An 18,891-nucleotide genomic window follows, 5' to 3' on the forward strand; every position below is an offset into this window, starting at 1 on the left:
AGCTGCTGGACTGCCCCAACCATGAAAACCACGCTGGAAGAACTGATCGCCTTCGTCACGGTTGTGGATGCCGGCTCTGTCACTGCCGCCGCCGCGCAACTGGATCAAACCGTCTCGGGCGTCAGTCGGGCGTTGCGGCGGCTGGAAGAGAAGCTCGCCACCACGCTGCTACGCCGCACGACGCGTCGGCTGGAATTGACCGAAGAAGGTGCGGTGTTTCTGGCCCATGCCCGCAATATCCTCGCCGCCATCGACAACGCGGAAGACCAGATGGCATTGCGCCGCCAGCAACCGGCTGGCCGCCTGCGCGTGAACGCGGCATCGCCATTCATGCTGCATGTGATTGTGCCGTTGGTGGGCGGTTTTCGGCAGCGCTATCCGCAGATCGAGCTGGAGCTGAATACCAACGATCAGATCATCGATCTGCTGGAGCAGCGCACCGATATCGCCATTCGCATTGGCGCATTGCGTGATTCGAGCTTGCATGCCCGGCCGCTGGGCAGTCATGGCCTGCGTGTGCTGGCGAGCCCGGCCTATCTGAAGGCGCACGGCAAGCCGAAGGATGTGGCCGACTTGGCCAGTCACAGCCTGCTTGGTTTTAGCCAGACCGAAACGCTCAACCACTGGCCGTTGCGCAATGTGCAAGGCGACGCGCTGCTCATTACGCCGAGCCTGACTGCATCGAGCGGCGAAACGCTGCGGCAGCTGGCGCTGGCTGGCGAAGGCATTGTCTGTCTTGCTGATTTCATGACGGCCGCTGATCGCCAGCGTGGCGATCTCGTGCCGATTCTGGTGCGGGAGACGGTGGAGGTGCGCCAAGCGGTCAACGCGGTCTACTACCGCAACACCCAGCTGGCGGCGCGGATTGCCTGTTTTCTGGACTATGTGAGTGAGGCGATGCAGGGCTGAGCAGTATTTCGATCACGCCTCGCCCGTTCCAATAAAAACGCCAATAAAAAAACCGCACGTGGATAACGTGCGGTTTTTTATCGGTTGCGGCGGCGGCTCGGGGTAGGGCCGTCGCTTTTGCCGGTATTAGTGGAACTGTTCTTCCTCGGTCGAGCCGGTCAGCGCGGTGGTCGAGGATTGACCTTGCTGAATCACTTGCGTGACTTCGTCGAAGTAGCCGGTACCGACTTCGCGCTGGTGCTTGACGGCGGTGAAGCCCTTCTCGGCAGCGGCGAATTCAGCTTGTTGCAGTTCGACGAAGGCGGTCATGCCGTTGCGGGCATAGCCGTGCGCCAGGTTGAACATGCCGTAGTTGAGTGCATGGAAACCGGCCAGCGTGATGAACTGGAACTTGTAGCCCATCGCGCCCAGCTCGCGCTGGAATTTGGCGATGGTGGCATCGTCCAGGTTCTTCTTCCAGTTGAAGCTTGGCGAGCAGTTGTAGGCCAGCATCTTGTCCGGGAACTCGGCATGGATTGCTTCGGCGAATGCCTTGGCGTAGGCGAGGTCCGGCTTGCCGGTTTCACACCAGATCAGATCGGCATACGGGGCATAGGCCAAGCCGCGCGAGATGGCTTGTTCCAGGCCCGGCATGGTGCGATAGAAGCCTTCCGGCGTCCGTTCGCCCGTGCAGAACGGCTTGTCGTTGTCGTCCACATCGCTGGTGATCAGGTCGGCTGCTTCCGCATCGGTCCGTGCGATCAGCACGGTCGGCACGCCCATCACGTCGGCGGCGAGGCGCGCGGCGACCAGCTTTTCGACGGCTTCACGCGTCGGCACCAATACCTTGCCGCCCATGTGGCCGCACTTCTTGACCGAGGCGAGCTGGTCTTCGAAGTGCACGCCAGCTGCGCCGGCTTCGATCATGGCTTTCATCAATTCGTGTGCATTCAATACGCCGCCGAAACCGGCTTCGGCGTCTGCAACGATCGGGGCGAAATAATCAATGCTGTCGTCGCCTTCGGCGTGGCTGATTTGGTCAGCGCGCAGGAAGGTGTTGTTAATGCGACGAACCACTGTCGGCACCGAGTTGGCCGGGTACAGCGATTGATCCGGGTACATTTCGCCAGCGACGTTGGCATCGGCTGCAACTTGCCAGCCGGAGAGATAAATGGCTTTGAGACCGGCTTTCACCTGTTGCATGGCCATGTTGCCAGTCAGCGCGCCCAGAGCGTGCACGTAGGGTGTTTCGTGCATCAGCTTCCAGAGTTTGTCCGCGCCACGACGAGCGAGGGTATGCTCGACGTGTAGTGTTCCGCGAAGTCTTTCAACATCCGCAGCCGAATAGGCACGTTTAATGCCTTTCCAGCGCGGGTTCTCGCGCCATTCGCGTTCCAGTGCTGCAATGCGTTGTTCTCGAGTGCTCATGGCGTTCTCCGCTTTGATATTGGGTTTCCGGTTGTTTACGCCAGAAGACCCGGTGGGTCGATGTTGTGATGCAAAAATTATTGCGTCGCACCATTAGTGTGTAGTTTTATTTTTGCGACTACAAATTGGGGATTGCACGTATCCTTACGTTGGCGCGCAAACGAACGTTTAATTATTGGTATAACTCATTGTTCTGTAGTGAAAAAATTTCTTTGTTGCGCGCCGGTCACACCCTTCCCTTGAAAACCCTGCTGGCAACCCCACTTTTCGGCATGACTTGGATTTCAGTGAGGTAAATCGCAGTGAGCAACGAGAACATGCAAGACCAGGAAAACGTCGTGGAAAACACCGAAAACGTCGGCGAACAACTGACTATGGAAGATCAGCTGAACGCAGCTGCGGCCGATCTGGATAAGGCACGTCAGGACGTGCTCTACGCCAAGGCCGAAATGGAAAACGTGCGCCGCCGCGCTGCAGAGGAAAACGACAAGGCGCGCAAGTTCGCCGTCGAGCGCTTTGCCCGCGAGCTGCTGGCCGTGAAAGATGCGCTGGATATGGCGCAGCTCGACACCTCCGGCAATTTCGAGGCGCTGAAGATGGGTGTCGATCTGACGCACAAGGCGTTGATGGCCGCGTTCGAGAAATCCGAACTGCTCGAAATCGCACCTGCGGTGGGTGACAAGCTCGATCCGAACCTGCATCAGGCGATCTCGGTGGAGCCGTCCGAGCAAGAAGCGAATACCGTCGTGCGCGTGCTGCAAAAAGGCGCACAACTGGCCGGCCGCGTGCTGCGCCCGGCCATGGTGATTGTCGCCGCCCCGAAATAATCAATGGGATTCAGGCGCTTGAAACATTTCGCGCTATCCCCATGTAGTGACCAAGGTTATTTGCAACGCGGTAACCGCTTCATTTCAGAGTTTGAATCAAACGTAATCCGCTCGCGCTGCGAGCCGAATCCAGATTGGAAGGAAGATAAAAATGGCAAAGATCATCGGTATTGACTTGGGTACCACCAACTCGTGTGTGGCAGTGATTGAAAACGGCCAGCCGAAAGTCATCGAAAACGCAGAAGGCACACGCACCACGCCGTCCATCATCGCGTATCAGGAAGACGGCGAAATCCTCGTTGGCGCACCGGCCAAGCGCCAGGCAGTCACCAACCCGAAGAACACCCTCTATGCAGTGAAGCGCCTGATCGGCCGTCGCTTCGAAGACAAGGAAGTGCAGAAAGACATCGACCTGATGCCGTATACCATTACCAAGGCGGACAACGGTGATGCGTGGGTCTCGGTGCGCGACAAGAAAATGGCACCGCCGCAAATCTCCGCCGAAGTGCTGCGCAAGATGAAGAAGACCGCCGAAGATTACCTCGGCGAAGAAGTGACCGAAGCCGTGATCACCGTGCCGGCCTACTTCAACGACAGCCAACGCCAAGCGACCAAGGATGCCGGCCGCATCGCCGGTCTGGAAGTGAAGCGCATCATCAACGAGCCGACCGCGGCTGCGCTGGCTTTCGGCATGGACAAGAAAGAAAAGGGCGATTCCAAGATTGCCGTGTATGACTTGGGCGGCGGTACGTTCGATATCTCCATCATCGAAATTGCCGATGTCGATGGCGACAAGCAATTCGAAGTGCTCGCCACCAACGGCGATACCTTCCTCGGCGGTGAAGACTTCGACCAACGCATCATCGATTACATCATCAGCGAATTCCAGAAAGAGCAAGGCATCAACCTCAAGCAAGACGTGATGGCCCTGCAACGCCTGAAGGAAGCTGCTGAAAAAGCCAAGATCGAGCTGTCCAGCGCCAACCAGACCGAAATCAACCTGCCGTACGTGACCATGGATGCGACCGGTCCGAAGCACTTGGTGCTGAAGATCACCCGCGCCAAGTTCGAATCGCTGGTGGAAGACCTGATCGAGCGCTCTATCGAGCCGTGCCGTGTGGCGCTGAAGGATGCCGGCCTCAAGGTTTCCGAGATCGATGACGTGATCCTCGTCGGCGGCCAGACCCGCATGCCGCTGGTCATGGAAAAGGTCAAAGAGTTCTTCGGCAAGGAAGCGCGCCGTGACGTGAACCCGGATGAAGCCGTGGCCGTTGGTGCTGCGATTCAAGGTTCGGTGCTGTCGGGCGACCGCAAAGACGTGCTGCTGCTGGACGTGACCCCGCTGTCGCTGGGTATCGAAACGCTGGGTGGCATCATGACCAAGCTGATCACCAAGAACACCACGATCCCGACCAAGGCATCGCAAGTGTTCTCGACCGCCGACGACAACCAGAACGCCGTGACGATCCACGTGCTGCAAGGCGAGCGCGAAAAAGCATCCGCCAACAAGAGCCTGGGCCAGTTCAACCTGTCCGACATCCCGGCCGCACCGCGTGGTGTGCCGCAGATTGAGGTCGAGTTCAACATCGACGCCAACGGCATCCTGCACGTGGCTGCCCGTGACAAGGCGACCGGCAAGGAAGCCAAGATCACCATCCAGGCATCGAGCGGTCTGCACGAAGACGAAATCGCCCGCATGGTGAAGGATGCTGAGTTGAACGCGGAAGAAGACAAGAAGCTGCACGAGCTGGTCACCGCCCGTAACCAAGGCGACGCGATGATCCACTCGGTGAAGAAGTCGCTGGTCGAATTCGGCGACAAGATCGCCGCCGATGAAAAGACCGCCATCGAAGCTGCCATCAAGGACCTCGAAGAAGTTGTGAAGGGCGACGACAAGGAAGCCATCGAGGCCAAGACCGAAGTGCTGATGAAGGCATCGCACAAGCTGGCTGAGCAGATGTACGCGCAGCAAGGCGGTGCTGAAGCAGGCGCTGCCGGTGCAGCCGGTGCGGCGGGTGGCGAAGCCCACAAGGACGACGGCAACGTCGTTGATGCTGAGTTCACCGAAGTCAAAGAAAACAAGTAATCCAGCTCACGGAAAGGCACTCCGGCTTGCATATGCAGGCCGTTGTGCCTTTTTGCTTAGGTATCGACCATGTCCAAAAAAGATTATTACGATGTGCTTGGGGTCAATCGCGATGCGTCTGATGACGACATCAAGAAGGCTTACCGCAAGCTCGCGATGAAGTACCACCCGGACCGCAATCCGGACAGCAAGGATGCCGAAGAGCATTTCAAAGAGGTCAAGGCTGCTTATGAAATCCTCTCCGAACCGCAAAAACGCGCGGCCTACGATCAATACGGCCATGCTGGCGTGGATCAACAGGCGGGGATGGGCGGTGGATTCGGTGGTGGCGCGGGCGGTTTTGCTGACGCGTTCTCCGACATCTTCGGCGACATCTTCGGTGGCGGCGGTGGTGGTGGCCGCGGCGGGCGTTCCAACGTCTATCGCGGCGCGGACTTGCGCTACAACATGGAAATCTCGCTCGAAGAAGCCGCTCGCGGTGTCGAGAAGCAGATCAAGATTCCCTCGCACGAAGAATGCGAAACTTGCCACGGCAGCGGCGCGAAGCCCGGTACGGAATCCAAGACCTGCCACACCTGCGGCGGCGCGGGCCAGGTGCGTGTCTCGCAAGGCTTCTTCTCGATCCAGCAAACCTGCCCGACCTGCCACGGTTCCGGCAAATACATCCCTGATCCATGCCGCACCTGCCACGGCGCAGGTCGCGTGCAGACACACAAGACACTGGCGGTGAAGATTCCAGCCGGTGTCGACGAGGGCGATCGCATTCGTCTGTCTGGCGAAGGTGAGCCTGGCGTCAACGGTGGCCCGCCGGGCGATCTGTATGTGGTGGTGCACCTCAAGGCGCACGGCGTGTTCCAGCGTGAAGGCAACGATCTGCATTGCGAAATGCCGATCAGCATCACCGTGGCGGCACTGGGCGGCGAGATCGAAATCCCGACGCTCGACAACAAGGCGCGCATCTCGATTCCAACCGGTACTCAGACGGGCCAGGTGTTCCGCCTGCGCGGCAAGGGCATCAAGGGCGTTCGCTCGGCGATCACTGGCGACCTGATGTGCCACGTGGTGGTCGAAACGCCGGTCAGCCTGACCAGCCGGCAGAAGGAGCTGCTCAAGGAGTTCGAGGAAATCAGCGCAGGGGAGCCGGGCAAGCATAATCCGCGCGCCAAGTCGTTTATGGATAAAGTAAAAGACTTCTTCGCCTGATCATTCCGCACCCGGCTTCATCCCCGATTGCTGCGTCGCTACGCTGCTTGTGTACTTGATGTACACGGCGTAGCTAGGCTCCTTGCACTCGGGGCGAATCCGGGGCGGAATGGAAGTTGAGTAGAAAAAAAGCGACCGAAAGGTCGCTTTTTTACGTTCCAAGCCAAGGCGAAGCCGCTGGTCATTCCGGCTGCGGCCCGTCGTACCCCTCGATGATGACCATATCGAGCGTAGACACGGGCGCCCGCAGCTTGATGGCCTCTTGATACGCCGGCGAATGCCAGCAATCGAGGGCCGCCTGATAGCTGGGAAACTCGACGACTGCATGGCGGGCACGGCTTGTGCCCTCGGTGATTTCGAACTGACCGGCTCGCACCAGGAAGCGAGCGCCGTACTGTTTCAGAGGTTCGGCATTGGCGGCCACATAGGCTTTGTACTGTTCCTGATCGGCGATATCGACACGGACGATCCAGTAACCCTTCGGCATAAAACGCTCCTATTTCAATGATCTGGGGCCAGTGTTGGTGGCGATTCCCCCATTCCAGCGGGGCGACCATACGCGCCTTAAACCCGTGTCCTGCGTTGTGGCATCAACGCGCCACGTAGCCATTGCGCACAAGCGGCCATACGCGGCTTGGCCAATGTCGCAGCGCGAGCGATGACGGACGGCTGCTTCGCTGGCGCCGCCAGCCATCCTAACTGCGTGGTCTGTTCTGCCTGCACGGTAAACCAGCCGGACGTTTGCAACACATAAACACTGCCGCGTCGCAGGTGCTGCGGGACGGAGAAGGCTGTCGTTGCAAGCAGGCGTGGTGCTTCGGCGAGCCAGATCTGGCCGGCCAGCACGTGGAGCACGGTGCCGCGCTCGCCATAGAGCGACAAAGATTGTCCTTGCGGCAGATCGGTCAGTTGGAAGTCCGGATAAGCGGAGGAGAGGGCGGTTTGCATGGCGTTGCTCCGGTCGCTGAGGATGCCGCCAGTGTGCCGGCCAAGCGGCGACGCAAACAGGCACAAGGACGGCGTTCTCGCTCCGCAACAAGTGGCCGATTTGCCATCTGTATCGATACTGTTTTGAAAAATCTGTATGTGTTCTGGTGGTGGGGGCCGGCTGATAATGCCGTATGGATACCCAACCGCTCTACCGCCAACTCGCCAGCCACTATCTGCACGCCATCGAAGCCGGCACGCTGGCGCCGGGCGAGCGGATGCCTTCGGTGCGGGCGCTGATGGCGCGCCACGATGTTAGCCTTTCAACTGCGTTGCAGACCTGCCGGCATCTGGAAAACCAAGGTTTGCTCGAAGCCCGCCCGCGTTCCGGTTACTTCGTGCGGATGCCTGGCCGGCATGCCTTGGCCGCTGTCGAGGAGCCCGTGCCGACAGTGCCAGACCCGGCCCAATATGTCGGCATTCACGAGCGCGTCTCGGCCATCATCGCGCGGGGGCGGCAGAGCCCGGGTGCGATCAATCTATGTGGCGCGAGCGGTGCCCCATCCCTCTATCCCGTCGAGGCACTGAAAACCGCCGCAATGCGCGCGCTGCGCAACGACCCGGAGTTGTTCGGTGCGCAAGCGCCGCCCAACGGGCATCCGGCATTTCGATCCATCCTGGCCAAGCGGGCGTTGGCGGCGCGTATCAATGTCCATCAGGACGAAATCATCGTCACCTATGGCTGCGTCGAAGCACTCAATCTTGCTTTGCGGGCTGTGGCGCAACCGGGCGACGTGATCGCGGTGGAGTCGCCGACGTTCTTCGGCCTGCTGCAAATTCTGGAAAGCCTGGGCATGCGGGCGCTGGAAATCCCGACCAGCCCGCAGACCGGGATCTCGCTCGAAGCGTTGGAGCTGGCGGTGCAGACCTACGACAACATCAAGGCCGTGGTCGTGGTGCCCAATCTGCAAAATCCGCTCGGCAGCATCATGCCGGACGCCAACAAGGAGAATCTGGTCCACTGGTGCGAGGCGCAAGGCATTCCGCTGATCGAAGACGACACCTACGGTGCGCTGAGCAACGCCGATACCCCGCTGGCCGCACTCAAGGCGTGGGATCACAGCGACAACGTGATCCACTGCGCGTCGATCAACAAGGTGCTGGCCCCCGGCATGCGGTTGGGCTGGATTGCGGCTGGCAAGTGGCATGCCCGGGTCGAGATGCTCAAATACGCCCAATCGCGGCCGAACGAGGCGCTGGCGCAGATCACCGTGGCCGACTACATGGCGTCCCCCGCCTTCGATCGCCATGTGCGCCGCTTGCGCGGCAATTTGCGCGAACAACGGGAACGGATGGCGGAGGCGGTTGCGGCCTACTTCCCGGTCGGGACGCGCCTGAGCGTTCCTGCTGGCGGCGTTTGCCTGTGGATCGAATTACCCGGCAAGTTATCGTCCGAAGCCTTGTTCAATGCGGCCTTGGTCGAGGGGATTCACATCGCGCCCGGCGTGATGTTTTCCAACTCCCGGCGTTTCGATCATTTCCTGCGGGTCAGTTGCGGCATGCCGTGGTCGCGGGAGCTGGATCACGCCATTCGCCGGTTGGCGGCGGTGGTGTCGCGGTTACTGGGGGCTTGAGGCGATGGGTATTTTCTCCCCTCGCCCATTTATGGGAGAGGGGCTTGGGGGAGAGGGGTTGCGTCAAGCGGGTAGGGCGGGTCATTTGACCCGCGCGGGAGGGGGGTGATTTGCGCGCTGAATTTGCGGGTTACGCCTGACGGCTAACCCGCACTACAAAACGGTTACGCCGTCGCCAACCGCTCACCCCGCCGATACCCTCCGGGCGGCGATCCTGTCGCACGCTTGAATGCCTTGCTGAACGCCACTTCAGACTGATAGCCGACCGCGCTGGCGATCTGGCTCAGTGAGTTGTTCTGCTGGCGCAGCAGGCTACTGGCGCGGTACATCCGCCAGTGGGTCAGGTACTCCAGCGGCGATTCGCCCACGCACGCCTTGAAGCGGGCCGCAAATGCCGATCGCGATAAACCCGCTGTAGCGGCCAGCGTCTCGACCGTCCACGGCCGCGCAATGTCGCGATGCATTGCCCGTACGGCCTGGCCGATTTTCCGGTCTCGCAAAGCGGCCAGCCATCCGGCTTCATGGGCCGACATGGCCGCGACATGGGCGCGGATCGCTTGCACGAAGATGATGTCGGCCAGCCGGCTCACGACAATGCCGGAGCCCAGATCCGGGGCGGCGGTTTCCAGGGCCAGCAATTGCAGCGTGGCTTGCAGGGTCTCGGTGCGCGCCTGATCCATGCGCACGTGCAAGACCGGTGGGATGAGATCGATCAACGGTTGCGCACCCGCTTGATCGAAGTTGAACCAGCCGCAGACGATGGTGGCCGGCGCACCGCCACCGCCTAGCTCGACCACGCCGCCGATCTTGTCCCGCACCACCTGCGTGCAGCTCACCGTCGGCGTATTGAGGTCATCGCGCAGGATGTAGGGCGTGCCCCGCGCCAATACATAGCAGTCGCCAGCAATCAGGGCGATGGGGTGTTCCAGCTCCTCGACACTCAGCCAGCAATGCCCGCGCACCACCAGGCCAAACCGGGCGCTTTGCCCACCCGCCAGACTCAAGCCCCACGGGGCGGTGGTTTCAAGCCGGGCATACAGCGCGCTCTGCACACGCATAGCGGAGAACACATCATCAAGTGGGTCCATTGCGCGCTCCAGAATTGGACGATTGGCAAATAGAAATGGATGAAGAGGCATTCTACGTCTGTTTTGTGCGCCACATAATCAGCTCCACGCAAGCCTTGATCAAACATTGTGCTCGCTTCTTACCAAGGAGACTCCACCATGCAGGCCTACCATCTGGACCAATTCGGCGACGCCGCCCGCCCCGTGCTGCGTGATTGCAAAACCCCGGCCCCCGGCCCGCATCAGGTGCTGGTACGGGTGCGGGCAAGATCGCTCAACTATCGCGACCTGCTGATTCTGAAAAATCGCTACCCGATCCCATCCGTACCGGGAACCATCGCCTTGAGCGACGGCGCGGGCGAGGTGGTTGCCTTGGGGGAGGGCGTGCGGCGAGTCGCATTGGGCGACCGCGTGGCTGGCACCTATTTCCAGCGCTGGATCGACGGCCGGATGACGCTGGAGCTGGTCTCGGCGCAATTCGGCTGCACCCATGACGGCATGTTGGCCGAGTACGTGTTGGCCGATGAAGAAGCACTGGTCAAGATTCCGCCACACCTGTCCTTTGCCGAGGCCGCTTGCCTACCTTGCGCCGCCGTCACTGCGTGGTCGGCACTGACCGGCCCGCGCCGCGTGTTGGCCGGTGAAACCGTGCTGACCATCGGCACTGGCGGCGTTGCGCTGTTCGCGTTGCAGTTCGCCAGGATTTTCGGTGCCCGGGTGATTTCACTCACCTCGACCGAGGAAAAAGCTGAACTGCTGCGCCGGCTTGGCGCGCATGACGTCGTGAATTACCGCACGACCCCGGCTTGGGATGCCAAGGTGCGCGAACTCACCGAAGGGCGCGGGGCAGATCACGTCGTCGAGACCGGCGGGCTGGATACCTTGCCCAAGTCCGTCAACGCCGCCGGGCTGGATTCACAGTTGTCGCTGGTCATCGCCGTCACGGCGATTGCCAGCCCCGGCGATGTGCTTGATCCCTCCGTGCTGGCCGGTCGCGGCACGATCCGCCGCATCGCCGTGGGGAGCCGTACCAGCTTCGAGGAAATGAACCGCGCCATCACGCTGCATGGCTTGCGCCCGGTCATCGACCGTACATTCGGCTTTCTGGATGCCCTGGCCGCTTATGACCATTTCGAAGCGCGCAAGCATGTTGGCAAGGTGGTGATTGCGGATTGAACGGTGTCTCGATGGCAGCGGCCTGCTGTTCATGTAGGAGCGAGCTTGCTCGCGATAGCGATGTTTGAAATGTCGCCATCGCGAGCAAGCTCGCTCCTACAAGGCCCTTACCGCACCGATCGAGACGCCCACCATGCGCCAACCTCAGGCGAAGTAGTCATCCTCCAGCAGCATGTCCTCAAAGAAAGCGCCGTAGCGATGCTCCGGATGCCGGATGTGGATCTCCAGCACCCAGATCAGGCGGGACGGCGCAAAGTCGGCTTCGGCCAGCGGACCTTGATGGATCGTGGCGTGGGGAAAATCGGCGATGCGGTGCCCGGATAGATCGAGGTTCAACGCCCAACCGCGTGCCTGGGCACAAGTCTCTGCGAATTCATACAGCGCACGGCCGGTGGTGCCGTCGGCGGCCCATTTACGCCGGACTTCGTGAAAGATCGCCCGGGCATCGTCGGCGCAGCGCTGGTGTTCCGGGTCGTTGCCGGTCACGAACGAGTCGCCGCCATCGCCTTCCCATTGCTGCCAGACCGGGCCGATGTCGATGAAGAAGATATCGTTCTCCGCCAGTGCCACGCCGGGTTCGGACGGCGCGCCGAAGGTCTTGGTGGTGTTGGGGCCGAAGCGGACATAGACATCGTGCCAACCGCGCAGCATCCCCGCTTCTGCCAACGTATCTTTGGCCAACTCCAGTGCATCTTCCTCCAGCATGCCGGGCTGCATCTGGCGGGCGATGTCGTGGATGGCCTTGCGGGTCATGTCGCGTACCGCCAGCAATTGGTCCGGGTCATAGGCCGCGCCGACACGTTCAGCGTCGTGCTTGTCGAGATGTTGGGTGTTGAGATTGCTCATTGCGTATTTCCTTGTTGCTGTCAAAAAATGGGCGCTTTCGAGGGGAGAAGTCAGGATTGGAGGCGGATGATCAGTCCGTGGAGTTCCGGTTGCAGGGGGATCTGGCAGGCCAGTCGGTCCGTCGGCTGGGTGCCGTCCAGCGCGGCCAGCAGCCGTCGCTCGGTGCGATCCGGTGGGGCGAGGCGGTTGATCCAGTCCGTGGCGACCGTTATCCGGCAAGTGCCGCAAGAGGCATTCCCGCCGCATACGCCCTGCATCAGGTGGGCACCGGCCAAGGCCTGCATGAGTGAGCCATCGGCAGGAACCGTGATGGCGCTGCGCGTGCCGTCCGGGTGTGCCAGATCGAGTTGCACGTCGGGGGCTTGGCTGAGTGGTGCAGAGGTTGCTGCTGCCGGGTTGAAGGCATCCGCAAGGAAGTTGTCCGGTGCCAGCCCGCAGGTGGTGGTGAGCAGTTCGCACGCGGCGTTCACCATCAGCGGCGAGCCACAGGCGTAGACGGTGGCGTCCGCCAGATGGGGGTGATCTTCGGCAGCCGCCGCCTGAACGAAGCCGCGACGCCCTTGCCATGATCCATCCGCATCGGTCAGTACCGGGATGAAGGTGAAGTTTTCATGCTGATCCGCCAGCGCGGCGAAGTGCCCCGCCTGATACAGATCGCTTTCGAGGCTGCCGCCCCAGTACAGCGAGATCGATTGGGTTACGCCTTGGCTCAGGGCTTTTTCCAGCAGCGCCTTGACCGGAGCAATGCCGGTGCCGGTGGCGAGCATGACGATCCGGGTTGTGGCGCGGCTTGGTGTGCGCCAGATACAGTCGCCAAACGGGCCGTAGGCTTGCAGCACCTGCCCCGCCTTTGCCGTGCCGCGCAGCCATTCCGAGAACTGCCCGCCCGGCAGCAAACGGATATGCAGCTCAATGCGCCCATCGCCCCGGTCAGGGCTGGCCATGGAGTAACTGCGCAGCTGACCATCCGGCAGACGGATGCTCAGAAACTGGCCCTCGCGATAGCGCATCGGCGCGTCGACCGTCTGCAGGTCAAGCCGAAAGACGGAGTCGCAAAGCGGTGTCAACTTCGTCAGCTTGAGCATATGAACAGGCATGGTTCCAGCGGCATCCATCACATTGCGCTCCCGTTATTTGAATGATGTGAGGGATGTTAGGATGTTGATGGACCGGTAAAAACATCCAGTTTTTAGAACTTCGCTGGTCCAGTGTTGGGGCTCAATAGCGGGCCTTGATCATCCGGAATCAGGGATAGGGGAGCGGCATGCTGCGGCCTTGGGAACTTGCACTGTCGATACAGCGGGACGGCGAGCTGCCGATCCACCTGCAAATCGCGCAGTCCATCATCGATGAAATCCAGCGGGGGCGACTGCCGCCCGGCACGCCTTTACCGGGCACGCGGGAGCTGGCCGAGCGCCTGGCGGTGAATCGCAAGACGGCCGTGCTGGCCTACGACGAACTGATCGCGCAGGGATGGTTGCGCACGCAAGGTCGACGCGGCACCTTTGTCGCGCCCGAACTGCTGGCTAATGTCGGGGCCGCGTCGCCACATGCCCGCGACGAAACGCCACTGGTGGAGGCGAGCTATCGGCTTTACGGCGCGCCCTGGCAGCAGGAAGCGCCGAGCCAGCCGGGAACCATTGAATTCTCCGATGGCGTGCCCGATTCCCGACTGATTCCTTTCGACGTGCTGGGCCGCGCCTATCGTCGCGCCTTGATCGCAACCGCCCGCGCCAATCGACTCGCCTACGGTGACCCGCGTGGCGAGCGCCCCTTGCGTGAGGCGCTGGCTGCCATGTTGGGCATGGAGCGTGGCTTGAGTGCGGATGCCGACAACATCTGCGTCGTTCGCGGCAGCCAGATGGGCATCTATCTCGCGGCGCGGCTGCTGGTTCGCCCCGGCGATCATGTTGCGCTGGATGCGCTGACCTACCCCCGTGCGCGGGAGACCTTCAGGGCGGCAGGTGCTCATACGCTGAGCATTGCGCAGGATGAATGGGGCATGCTGCCGGATGATCTGGAGCGGCAATGCCGGCAGCAGCGCATCCAGGCTGTCTATCTGACGCCGCATCACCAATTTCCGACCACGGTGATGATGCCGGTGGAGCGCCGCATGCGCTTGCTGGCCTTGGCCGAGCAATACGGCTTCGCCATTGTCGAGGATGACTATGACCATGAGTTCCACTTTTCCCACCGGCCGATGTTTCCGCTGGCCAGCGTGGACCGGGGCGGCAAGGTGCTCTATGTCGGCTCGCTGTCGAAGGTGCTCGCGCCCGGTCTGCGGGTTGGTTATATCGTCGGCTCGAAAGACCTGATTGATCGTTGCGCGGCCGAAATCCTGTTGATCGACCGGCAGGGCAATGCCGTCACCGAACTGGCCGTTGCCGAGCTGATGCACAGCGGTGAACTCAAGCGCCATATCCGCCGTGCGCTGCGGGTGTATGAGGCGCGTCGCCAGCACTTTGCCGAGCTGATCGAGTCCGCCTTGTCACCGTTTGCCTCCTTCAACATGCCGGAGGGCGGCCTCGCTTTCTGGCTCAAGCTGGACCCGCGCCTGGACATCGCCAGACTGGAGCGGGATGCGCGGGCGGAAGGCGTCCGCATCAAATCCAGCAGCCGTTTCGCCGACGATGGTCTCGCCGTGCACGGGCTGCGGCTGGGGTTTGGCAACCTCACCCCCGAGGAACTGACGACCGGGATCGAACGCTTGCGGCGGGCGTTACTGAAGCAAAGTCCGCTGTGAGCGAGCCGGCTGCCGTTCTCCGCAGCTGCATCATCCGGGTCGATTGCCCGGCCTCTTCCAATGCCCGGTCATGGTCACCATCGCCAGCAGTTTCAGCGTGTTGCCGTAGTAGTCCTGATCGTCGATCCGCTTGGTGACGAGGTCATCCCAGATGGTGTTGAGCCAGACCTGATTGCTGCGGTCGATCATCGCCGATACGCCCAGGGCGGAGACATAGGCCAGCGCGTTGGTATCGCCGCCGGGTAGCGGGCTGCCGTCGAGTTTGTAGGTGTCCGCAAAGCGGGTTGGATCATCGCCGGTGGTACGGCGCGCCCAGGCGTTCAATGGGGCCAGCGCGTTGTAGGCCCGCGCATCGCCATACAGCAGGTAATCCAGCGCGACACGCCACGGGTAGCGTGCTGCATTCCAGGAATAGAAACCGTCCCGCTCATCGCCGACCAGCCCGGCCGGCGCGGGCCGTGGCGCGCTGTCGAGCCCGGAGATGAAGTCCGGCATCAGCGCGGTATCGGGGCTGTAGCGCAGGCGGATCTGATCGATGATGGCGTAGGTGCGGTTCTTGATCGACAGCCAGCGCGACTCGCTGGTCACTTGATAAAACGCGGCCAGGTGCGACAACATGAAGTCGGACGAGCGCGTGGTGGCCTTCATCACCGGATCGCCATCGGTGCCCGGCCAGTCGCCGATCATCAAGTGGTCATCCGCCGGGCTGACTTCGTGGCGCAGGATGGCGGCCAGCACTTTTTCCGCCTCGGCGCGGTAATTGATTTCGCCCTTGCTGCCCCAGGTTGTGTCCGCCAGCAAGAGTGCATAGGCGATATCCAGATCGCCATCCGTGGCGCTGATGTAGCCACGGAAACGCCCGCCCGAGTTGCCGCAGCCGGCCACCTGATTCCACGCCATCAGCCCGCTGCTGGATCGGGCCGGATGATCCTTGAAGTAGCGGAACATGCCGTCGAACACGCTTTGCGCCGCGTCGTCCTGTGCGGCCATCAAGACCGATAGCAGCATGCCGTAGCCATGGGCTTCGGACACGGTGATGGTGCCGGGCGCGGTATCGCCGCCAACCGGTTTGCCATCGGCATCCACTTTGACGAAATAGCGCTTGTCGCCGCAGTCCTGCGCTACGTAGCGGCTTTTCCATTGCTGGTAGAACGCCAGCAACTGGCGATCCAGCTCGGCCGGGCTGAGGTGGTTGGGCTGGATGACGCCGTCCTGGTATGGCTGTGGCTTCATGCTGGCGACCCGGCGTGCCCGGTCGACCGGCTTGGTGGGGGTATCGCTGCTATCGCTGGCACTGCATGCGGTGAGGCTGGCGATGAGCAGCAGGGCGGAAGCGTTGGCGACAAGGCGCATCGCTGTGTGCGCCCAGGCCTTGTCTGGTGGACGAGGGGTAGGGAGGCGAGCGTCGTCGGCGTCCGCCCGTCCGTGTGGCGCGGCAAACTTGCTGGCACGAGCGATTGCACCGATCCGGTGCGTTGAAAGGTGCATGGTGTGGTCCCGATTCTGGATGCGGATGAATGGCGGCGCTGCTATGCCGCAGTGATCGGGACATTAACGATGAGGCGGGATGCGGGGCTGTCACTGGCTGTAACAGCGGGCGATGGGGCTGGAAGCTGGAGGTTCTCAAAAGTTAGTCGCGATTTTTTGGGAGGTCGGTTCCGTGAGCCAATGCGGCGCAATGCCTCATTGCTGAGCGAATCAAAGAGTCGCATGCGACGGGGATTGCGCCCTATGAACTGGAAGCGCTCAGAAGCTGTTCAAAGTCTCGCAAACTGCTGGCTTGAAGCGCTTCAGGGTTTTACTTCCCCCTTCTCGAAGGGGGATCGAGGGGGATTTCGACGCCGGTAGATATTGAGATGTCGCAGAAATCCCCCCTAACCCCCCTTCAAAAAGGGGGGGATGGCAACGTAAACGTTGCCAAAAAAGACTTTGAACAGGCTTTCACGGCAAGGCGATCGGCAGCACCACCGTAAACCGCGCCCCGCCAAGCGGACTGTGCGCCACCTCGATCTGGCCGTGATGCCAGTGCACGGCCCGCTTGACCAAGGCGAGGCCAAGGCCGAAACCGGTGTTATCGGCGTCGGCTTGTGGTGGCGTTAGCCGCACAAAGGGTTCGAAAATCCGGGCGCGGTCGCTCGGGGGGATGCCAGGGCCGTCGTCGTCCACCGTCAGCACGATGCACTCGCCATCTTGTTGAGCGCTCAACTGCACCGCCTTGGTGGCGTGGCGCAGCGCGTTGCTCAGCAGGTTGCGCACGATCATATGCAGCAAGGCGCGGTCGCCAGTCAGCTGCAGGTCTTCGGGTGCGATTTGCAGTGCAACGCGCTCGGCCGCATTTTGCAAATCCAGTTCCTCGCGTAGCCATGCGCCGACTTGTATCTGTTCGCGGATCAGCGTGGCGGGTGCGTTTGCCAATCTGGCGTAACTCAGGCTGGCGCGCACCAGGGCTTCCAACTCCGCCACGTCCTTGTTCAGCCGTTCCTGCAGGCGGCTGCGGGTGGCATCGTCTTCGCTGCGTTCCAGCAGCGCCAGGGCGAACCGCATCCGGGCCAATGGCGTGCGCAGCTCGTGCGAGATGGCGTGGGAGACTTCGCGATACTGGTCGGCCAATAAGGCGATCTGCGCGGCGTGCGTCTTCAGTGCGTGCACCAGCGGCGTCAGCGGCCGGCTGGTGGCTGGCAGCACGATGGCCGGATCGCGCGCCAGGGCGTGCAAGACATCGGCGACTGCCGTGATATCGCCACGTTGGCGTCGACGTTGCCGGAACCACAACAGCGCCAGGGCAATCGATGGCACGACGGCGGCTAGCGCGGTGAACCAGTACACCGGCGTGCGCAATACCTCGCCGACCGAGGCGGTGCCCCACATCGGGCCAAACTTGATCAGCGTGGTGGATGTGAGCGGGTAGTAGTAGATTTCCTCGTCGCTGCTTTGCACGCCTTGACCGTGCGCGAGCATGGTGTCGGCCTCTGGCGCGAGTTCGATGTCGGCGCGCTCGACCAGCGCCACCGGGTACTGGAACCGGCGCGAGAGGGCGTCGAGCTGGTTCTGCCATTGTGTTTTGGGCGTGCGCTTGAGGGATTCGGCGATCAGGTAGCCCGGCCCGCTCATCAGGCGGCGAAAACTGTATTCGCTGCTGAACACCGCCGCGCTGGCCGATAGCCACAGCAGCCAGAACATCAGCGCCAGCCCGGCGACGAAAGCGAGGCTGGCCAAGGCCCAGACCCATCTATTGCGCATGATCGGTATCCGCATCGACCGTGCAGAACATATAGCCCTGCGCGTTGATGGTCTTGATGGTGACCGGGCAGCCCAATGTGGCCAGCTTTTTACGCAGCCGTGAAACGCGCATGTCGATCGAGCGATTGAAGCCGTCGTACTCCAGCCCGCGCAGGCGGCGCAGGATGGTTTCGCGGTCGATCGGCACGCCGGGGCTGGCCGCCAAGCGGGATAGCAACTCGAATTCCCCGCTCGTGAATGGCAATGCTTGCCCATCCAGACTGGCCTCGCGGCGCTGCAGATCGACCCGGAATGTGCCAAATGTCAGTGCTTGCCCCGGTTGCGGGCCGCGCCGACGCAACAGGGCGCGAATGCGGGCGGCCAACAACTTCGGGTCGACCGGTTTGACCACGTAATCATCCGCGCCGGCGGTGAAACCGGTGAGTTGTTCGTGGTCTTCGTCGAGCGCCGTCATCATCAGGATCAGGCCAGCATAATCATCGCGGATGCGGCGACACAGCGCGAAACCGTCGAGGCCGGGCAGCATCACATCGAGGATGACCAGTGCCGGCTGTGTTTGCAGGATGCGCGCCGCTGCTTCGTCGCCCCGATGCTCGACGGCGACGGCAAAGCCTTCCGTTTCCAGAAACTCGGCGGTCATCGCGGCGAGTGGCTGGTCATCTTCGACCAGGAGCAATCGTTCAAGCATGTCCGGCATGGTGCTGACGGGTCTTTGCAGAGGGAACGGGCGATGATAACGCCGGTGGGGCGGTCGTGTGGCAAACCGTTGCCCACGGGTTTGTCGCCACGACTGCGGGCGCGGTAAGGTATGCCTTTCCAGCATTGC

Annotated in this window: 16 protein-coding genes; 7 read left to right on the forward strand and 9 right to left on the reverse strand. The window is 61.7% G+C overall.

The window, feature by feature from the left end:
- Positions 1 to 21: 21 nt before the first annotated feature.
- Positions 22 to 909, forward strand: a complete 888-nt coding sequence (locus tag BR41_RS17790; protein ID WP_035059718.1) for a LysR substrate-binding domain-containing protein — start codon at positions 22 to 24, stop codon at positions 907 to 909.
- A 126-nt stretch (positions 910 to 1,035) separates the two neighbouring features.
- Here the strand turns inward: BR41_RS17790 and aceA are convergent, their stop codons facing one another.
- The gene (aceA, locus tag BR41_RS17795; protein ID WP_035059720.1) at positions 1,036 to 2,316 is read right to left on the reverse strand and encodes an isocitrate lyase; all 1,281 of its coding nucleotides are present in this window, start codon (positions 2,314 to 2,316) and stop codon (positions 1,036 to 1,038) included.
- Positions 2,317 to 2,618: 302 nt separating this feature from the next.
- Here aceA and grpE point away from each other — a divergent pair, with 302 nt between their 5' ends.
- The 3 genes from grpE (at position 2,619) to dnaJ (ending at position 6,432) form a co-directional block, all read left to right on the forward strand.
- Positions 2,619 to 3,143, forward strand: coding sequence for a nucleotide exchange factor GrpE (gene grpE / locus BR41_RS17800; protein ID WP_245615972.1), 525 nt, complete (start codon positions 2,619 to 2,621; stop codon positions 3,141 to 3,143).
- A gap of 151 nt (positions 3,144 to 3,294) precedes the next feature.
- Positions 3,295 to 5,229, forward strand: a complete 1,935-nt coding sequence (gene dnaK, locus BR41_RS17805; protein ID WP_035059721.1) for a molecular chaperone DnaK — start codon at positions 3,295 to 3,297, stop codon at positions 5,227 to 5,229.
- Positions 5,230 to 5,298: 69 nt separating this feature from the next.
- The gene (gene dnaJ, locus BR41_RS17810; protein ID WP_035059722.1) at positions 5,299 to 6,432 is read left to right on the forward strand and encodes a molecular chaperone DnaJ; all 1,134 of its coding nucleotides are present in this window, start codon (positions 5,299 to 5,301) and stop codon (positions 6,430 to 6,432) included.
- A gap of 181 nt (positions 6,433 to 6,613) precedes the next feature.
- Here the strand turns inward: dnaJ and BR41_RS17815 are convergent, their stop codons facing one another.
- Both BR41_RS17815 and BR41_RS17820 read right to left on the reverse strand, forming a co-directional pair.
- On the reverse strand, positions 6,614 to 6,919 hold the full coding sequence (locus BR41_RS17815) for a DUF1330 domain-containing protein (RefSeq protein WP_035059724.1): 306 nt from the start codon (positions 6,917 to 6,919) through the stop codon (positions 6,614 to 6,616).
- A gap of 77 nt (positions 6,920 to 6,996) precedes the next feature.
- The gene (locus BR41_RS17820; RefSeq protein ID WP_035059726.1) at positions 6,997 to 7,380 is read right to left on the reverse strand and encodes a hypothetical protein; all 384 of its coding nucleotides are present in this window, start codon (positions 7,378 to 7,380) and stop codon (positions 6,997 to 6,999) included.
- A 173-nt stretch (positions 7,381 to 7,553) separates the two neighbouring features.
- Between BR41_RS17820 and BR41_RS17825 the strand changes: the two genes are divergently transcribed.
- Positions 7,554 to 8,993: an aminotransferase-like domain-containing protein gene (locus BR41_RS17825; protein ID WP_035059728.1), complete on the forward strand. Its 1,440-nt coding sequence runs from the start codon at positions 7,554 to 7,556 to the stop codon at positions 8,991 to 8,993.
- Positions 8,994 to 9,157: 164 nt separating this feature from the next.
- Here BR41_RS17825 and BR41_RS17830 read toward each other — a convergent pair whose 3' ends face one another.
- Entirely contained in the window at positions 9,158 to 10,081 is a 924-nt protein-coding gene (locus BR41_RS17830) for an AraC family transcriptional regulator (protein WP_035059730.1), read from the reverse strand.
- 138 nt (positions 10,082 to 10,219) lie between these two features.
- Between BR41_RS17830 and BR41_RS17835 the strand changes: the two genes are divergently transcribed.
- Positions 10,220 to 11,236 carry a zinc-dependent alcohol dehydrogenase family protein gene (locus tag BR41_RS17835; RefSeq protein WP_035059731.1) on the forward strand — a complete coding sequence of 339 codons (1,017 nt, stop codon included), beginning with the start codon at positions 10,220 to 10,222 and terminating at the stop codon, positions 11,234 to 11,236.
- A 144-nt stretch (positions 11,237 to 11,380) separates the two neighbouring features.
- Here the strand turns inward: BR41_RS17835 and BR41_RS17840 are convergent, their stop codons facing one another.
- Both BR41_RS17840 and BR41_RS17845 read right to left on the reverse strand, forming a co-directional pair.
- Positions 11,381 to 12,082, reverse strand: coding sequence for a M24 family metallopeptidase (locus tag BR41_RS17840; protein ID WP_035059733.1), 702 nt, complete (start codon positions 12,080 to 12,082; stop codon positions 11,381 to 11,383).
- Between the two features lie 50 nt (positions 12,083 to 12,132).
- Positions 12,133 to 13,179: an FAD-binding oxidoreductase gene (locus BR41_RS17845; protein WP_169741330.1), complete on the reverse strand. Its 1,047-nt coding sequence runs from the start codon at positions 13,177 to 13,179 to the stop codon at positions 12,133 to 12,135.
- 167 nt (positions 13,180 to 13,346) lie between these two features.
- Here BR41_RS17845 and pdxR point away from each other — a divergent pair, with 167 nt between their 5' ends.
- Positions 13,347 to 14,825: a MocR-like pyridoxine biosynthesis transcription factor PdxR gene (pdxR, locus tag BR41_RS17850; protein ID WP_035059735.1), complete on the forward strand. Its 1,479-nt coding sequence runs from the start codon at positions 13,347 to 13,349 to the stop codon at positions 14,823 to 14,825.
- A 30-nt stretch (positions 14,826 to 14,855) separates the two neighbouring features.
- Here pdxR and BR41_RS17855 read toward each other — a convergent pair whose 3' ends face one another.
- The 3 genes from BR41_RS17855 to BR41_RS17865 form a co-directional block, all read right to left on the reverse strand.
- Positions 14,856 to 16,178 carry a family 8 glycosyl hydrolase gene (locus BR41_RS17855; protein WP_051711293.1) on the reverse strand — a complete coding sequence of 441 codons (1,323 nt, stop codon included), beginning with the start codon at positions 16,176 to 16,178 and terminating at the stop codon, positions 14,856 to 14,858.
- 588 nt (positions 16,179 to 16,766) lie between these two features.
- Positions 16,767 to 18,065, reverse strand: a complete 1,299-nt coding sequence (locus tag BR41_RS17860) for an ATP-binding protein (protein WP_035059737.1) — start codon at positions 18,063 to 18,065, stop codon at positions 16,767 to 16,769.
- The gene (locus BR41_RS17865) at positions 18,055 to 18,753 is read right to left on the reverse strand and encodes a response regulator (RefSeq protein ID WP_035059772.1); all 699 of its coding nucleotides are present in this window, start codon (positions 18,751 to 18,753) and stop codon (positions 18,055 to 18,057) included. The genes BR41_RS17860 and BR41_RS17865 overlap by 11 nt, the downstream gene beginning before the upstream one ends.
- Between the last annotated feature and the right edge of the window lie 138 nt (positions 18,754 to 18,891).

The organism is Andreprevotia chitinilytica DSM 18519 (assembly GCF_000711875.1).
Taxonomy (GTDB): Bacteria; Pseudomonadota; Gammaproteobacteria; order Burkholderiales; family Chitinibacteraceae; genus Andreprevotia; species Andreprevotia chitinilytica.

Excerpts from the sequence above, each read along its gene's own strand:
- BR41_RS17855 (WP_051711293.1), bottom strand. The coding sequence starts at position 16,178 with ATGCGCCTTGTCGCCAACGCTTCCGCCCTGCTGCTCATCGCCAGCCTC.
- BR41_RS17865 (WP_035059772.1), bottom strand. The coding sequence starts at position 18,753 with ATGCTTGAACGATTGCTCCTGGTCGAAGATGACCAGCCACTCGCCGCG.
- BR41_RS17830 (WP_035059730.1), bottom strand. The coding sequence starts at position 10,081 with ATGGACCCACTTGATGATGTGTTCTCCGCTATGCGTGTGCAGAGCGCG.
- dnaK (WP_035059721.1), top strand. The coding sequence starts at position 3,295 with ATGGCAAAGATCATCGGTATTGACTTGGGTACCACCAACTCGTGTGTG.
- BR41_RS17860 (WP_035059737.1), bottom strand. The coding sequence starts at position 18,065 with ATGCGCAATAGATGGGTCTGGGCCTTGGCCAGCCTCGCTTTCGTCGCC.
- BR41_RS17825 (WP_035059728.1), top strand. The coding sequence starts at position 7,554 with ATGGATACCCAACCGCTCTACCGCCAACTCGCCAGCCACTATCTGCAC.
- dnaJ (WP_035059722.1), top strand. The coding sequence starts at position 5,299 with ATGTCCAAAAAAGATTATTACGATGTGCTTGGGGTCAATCGCGATGCG.
- aceA (WP_035059720.1), bottom strand. The coding sequence starts at position 2,316 with ATGAGCACTCGAGAACAACGCATTGCAGCACTGGAACGCGAATGGCGC.
- BR41_RS17790 (WP_035059718.1), top strand. The coding sequence starts at position 22 with ATGAAAACCACGCTGGAAGAACTGATCGCCTTCGTCACGGTTGTGGAT.
- BR41_RS17835 (WP_035059731.1), top strand. The coding sequence starts at position 10,220 with ATGCAGGCCTACCATCTGGACCAATTCGGCGACGCCGCCCGCCCCGTG.
- BR41_RS17840 (WP_035059733.1), bottom strand. The coding sequence starts at position 12,082 with ATGAGCAATCTCAACACCCAACATCTCGACAAGCACGACGCTGAACGT.
- BR41_RS17845 (WP_169741330.1), bottom strand. The coding sequence starts at position 13,179 with ATGCCTGTTCATATGCTCAAGCTGACGAAGTTGACACCGCTTTGCGAC.
- BR41_RS17820 (WP_035059726.1), bottom strand. The coding sequence starts at position 7,380 with ATGCAAACCGCCCTCTCCTCCGCTTATCCGGACTTCCAACTGACCGAT.
- pdxR (WP_035059735.1), top strand. The coding sequence starts at position 13,347 with ATGCTGCGGCCTTGGGAACTTGCACTGTCGATACAGCGGGACGGCGAG.
- BR41_RS17815 (WP_035059724.1), bottom strand. The coding sequence starts at position 6,919 with ATGCCGAAGGGTTACTGGATCGTCCGTGTCGATATCGCCGATCAGGAA.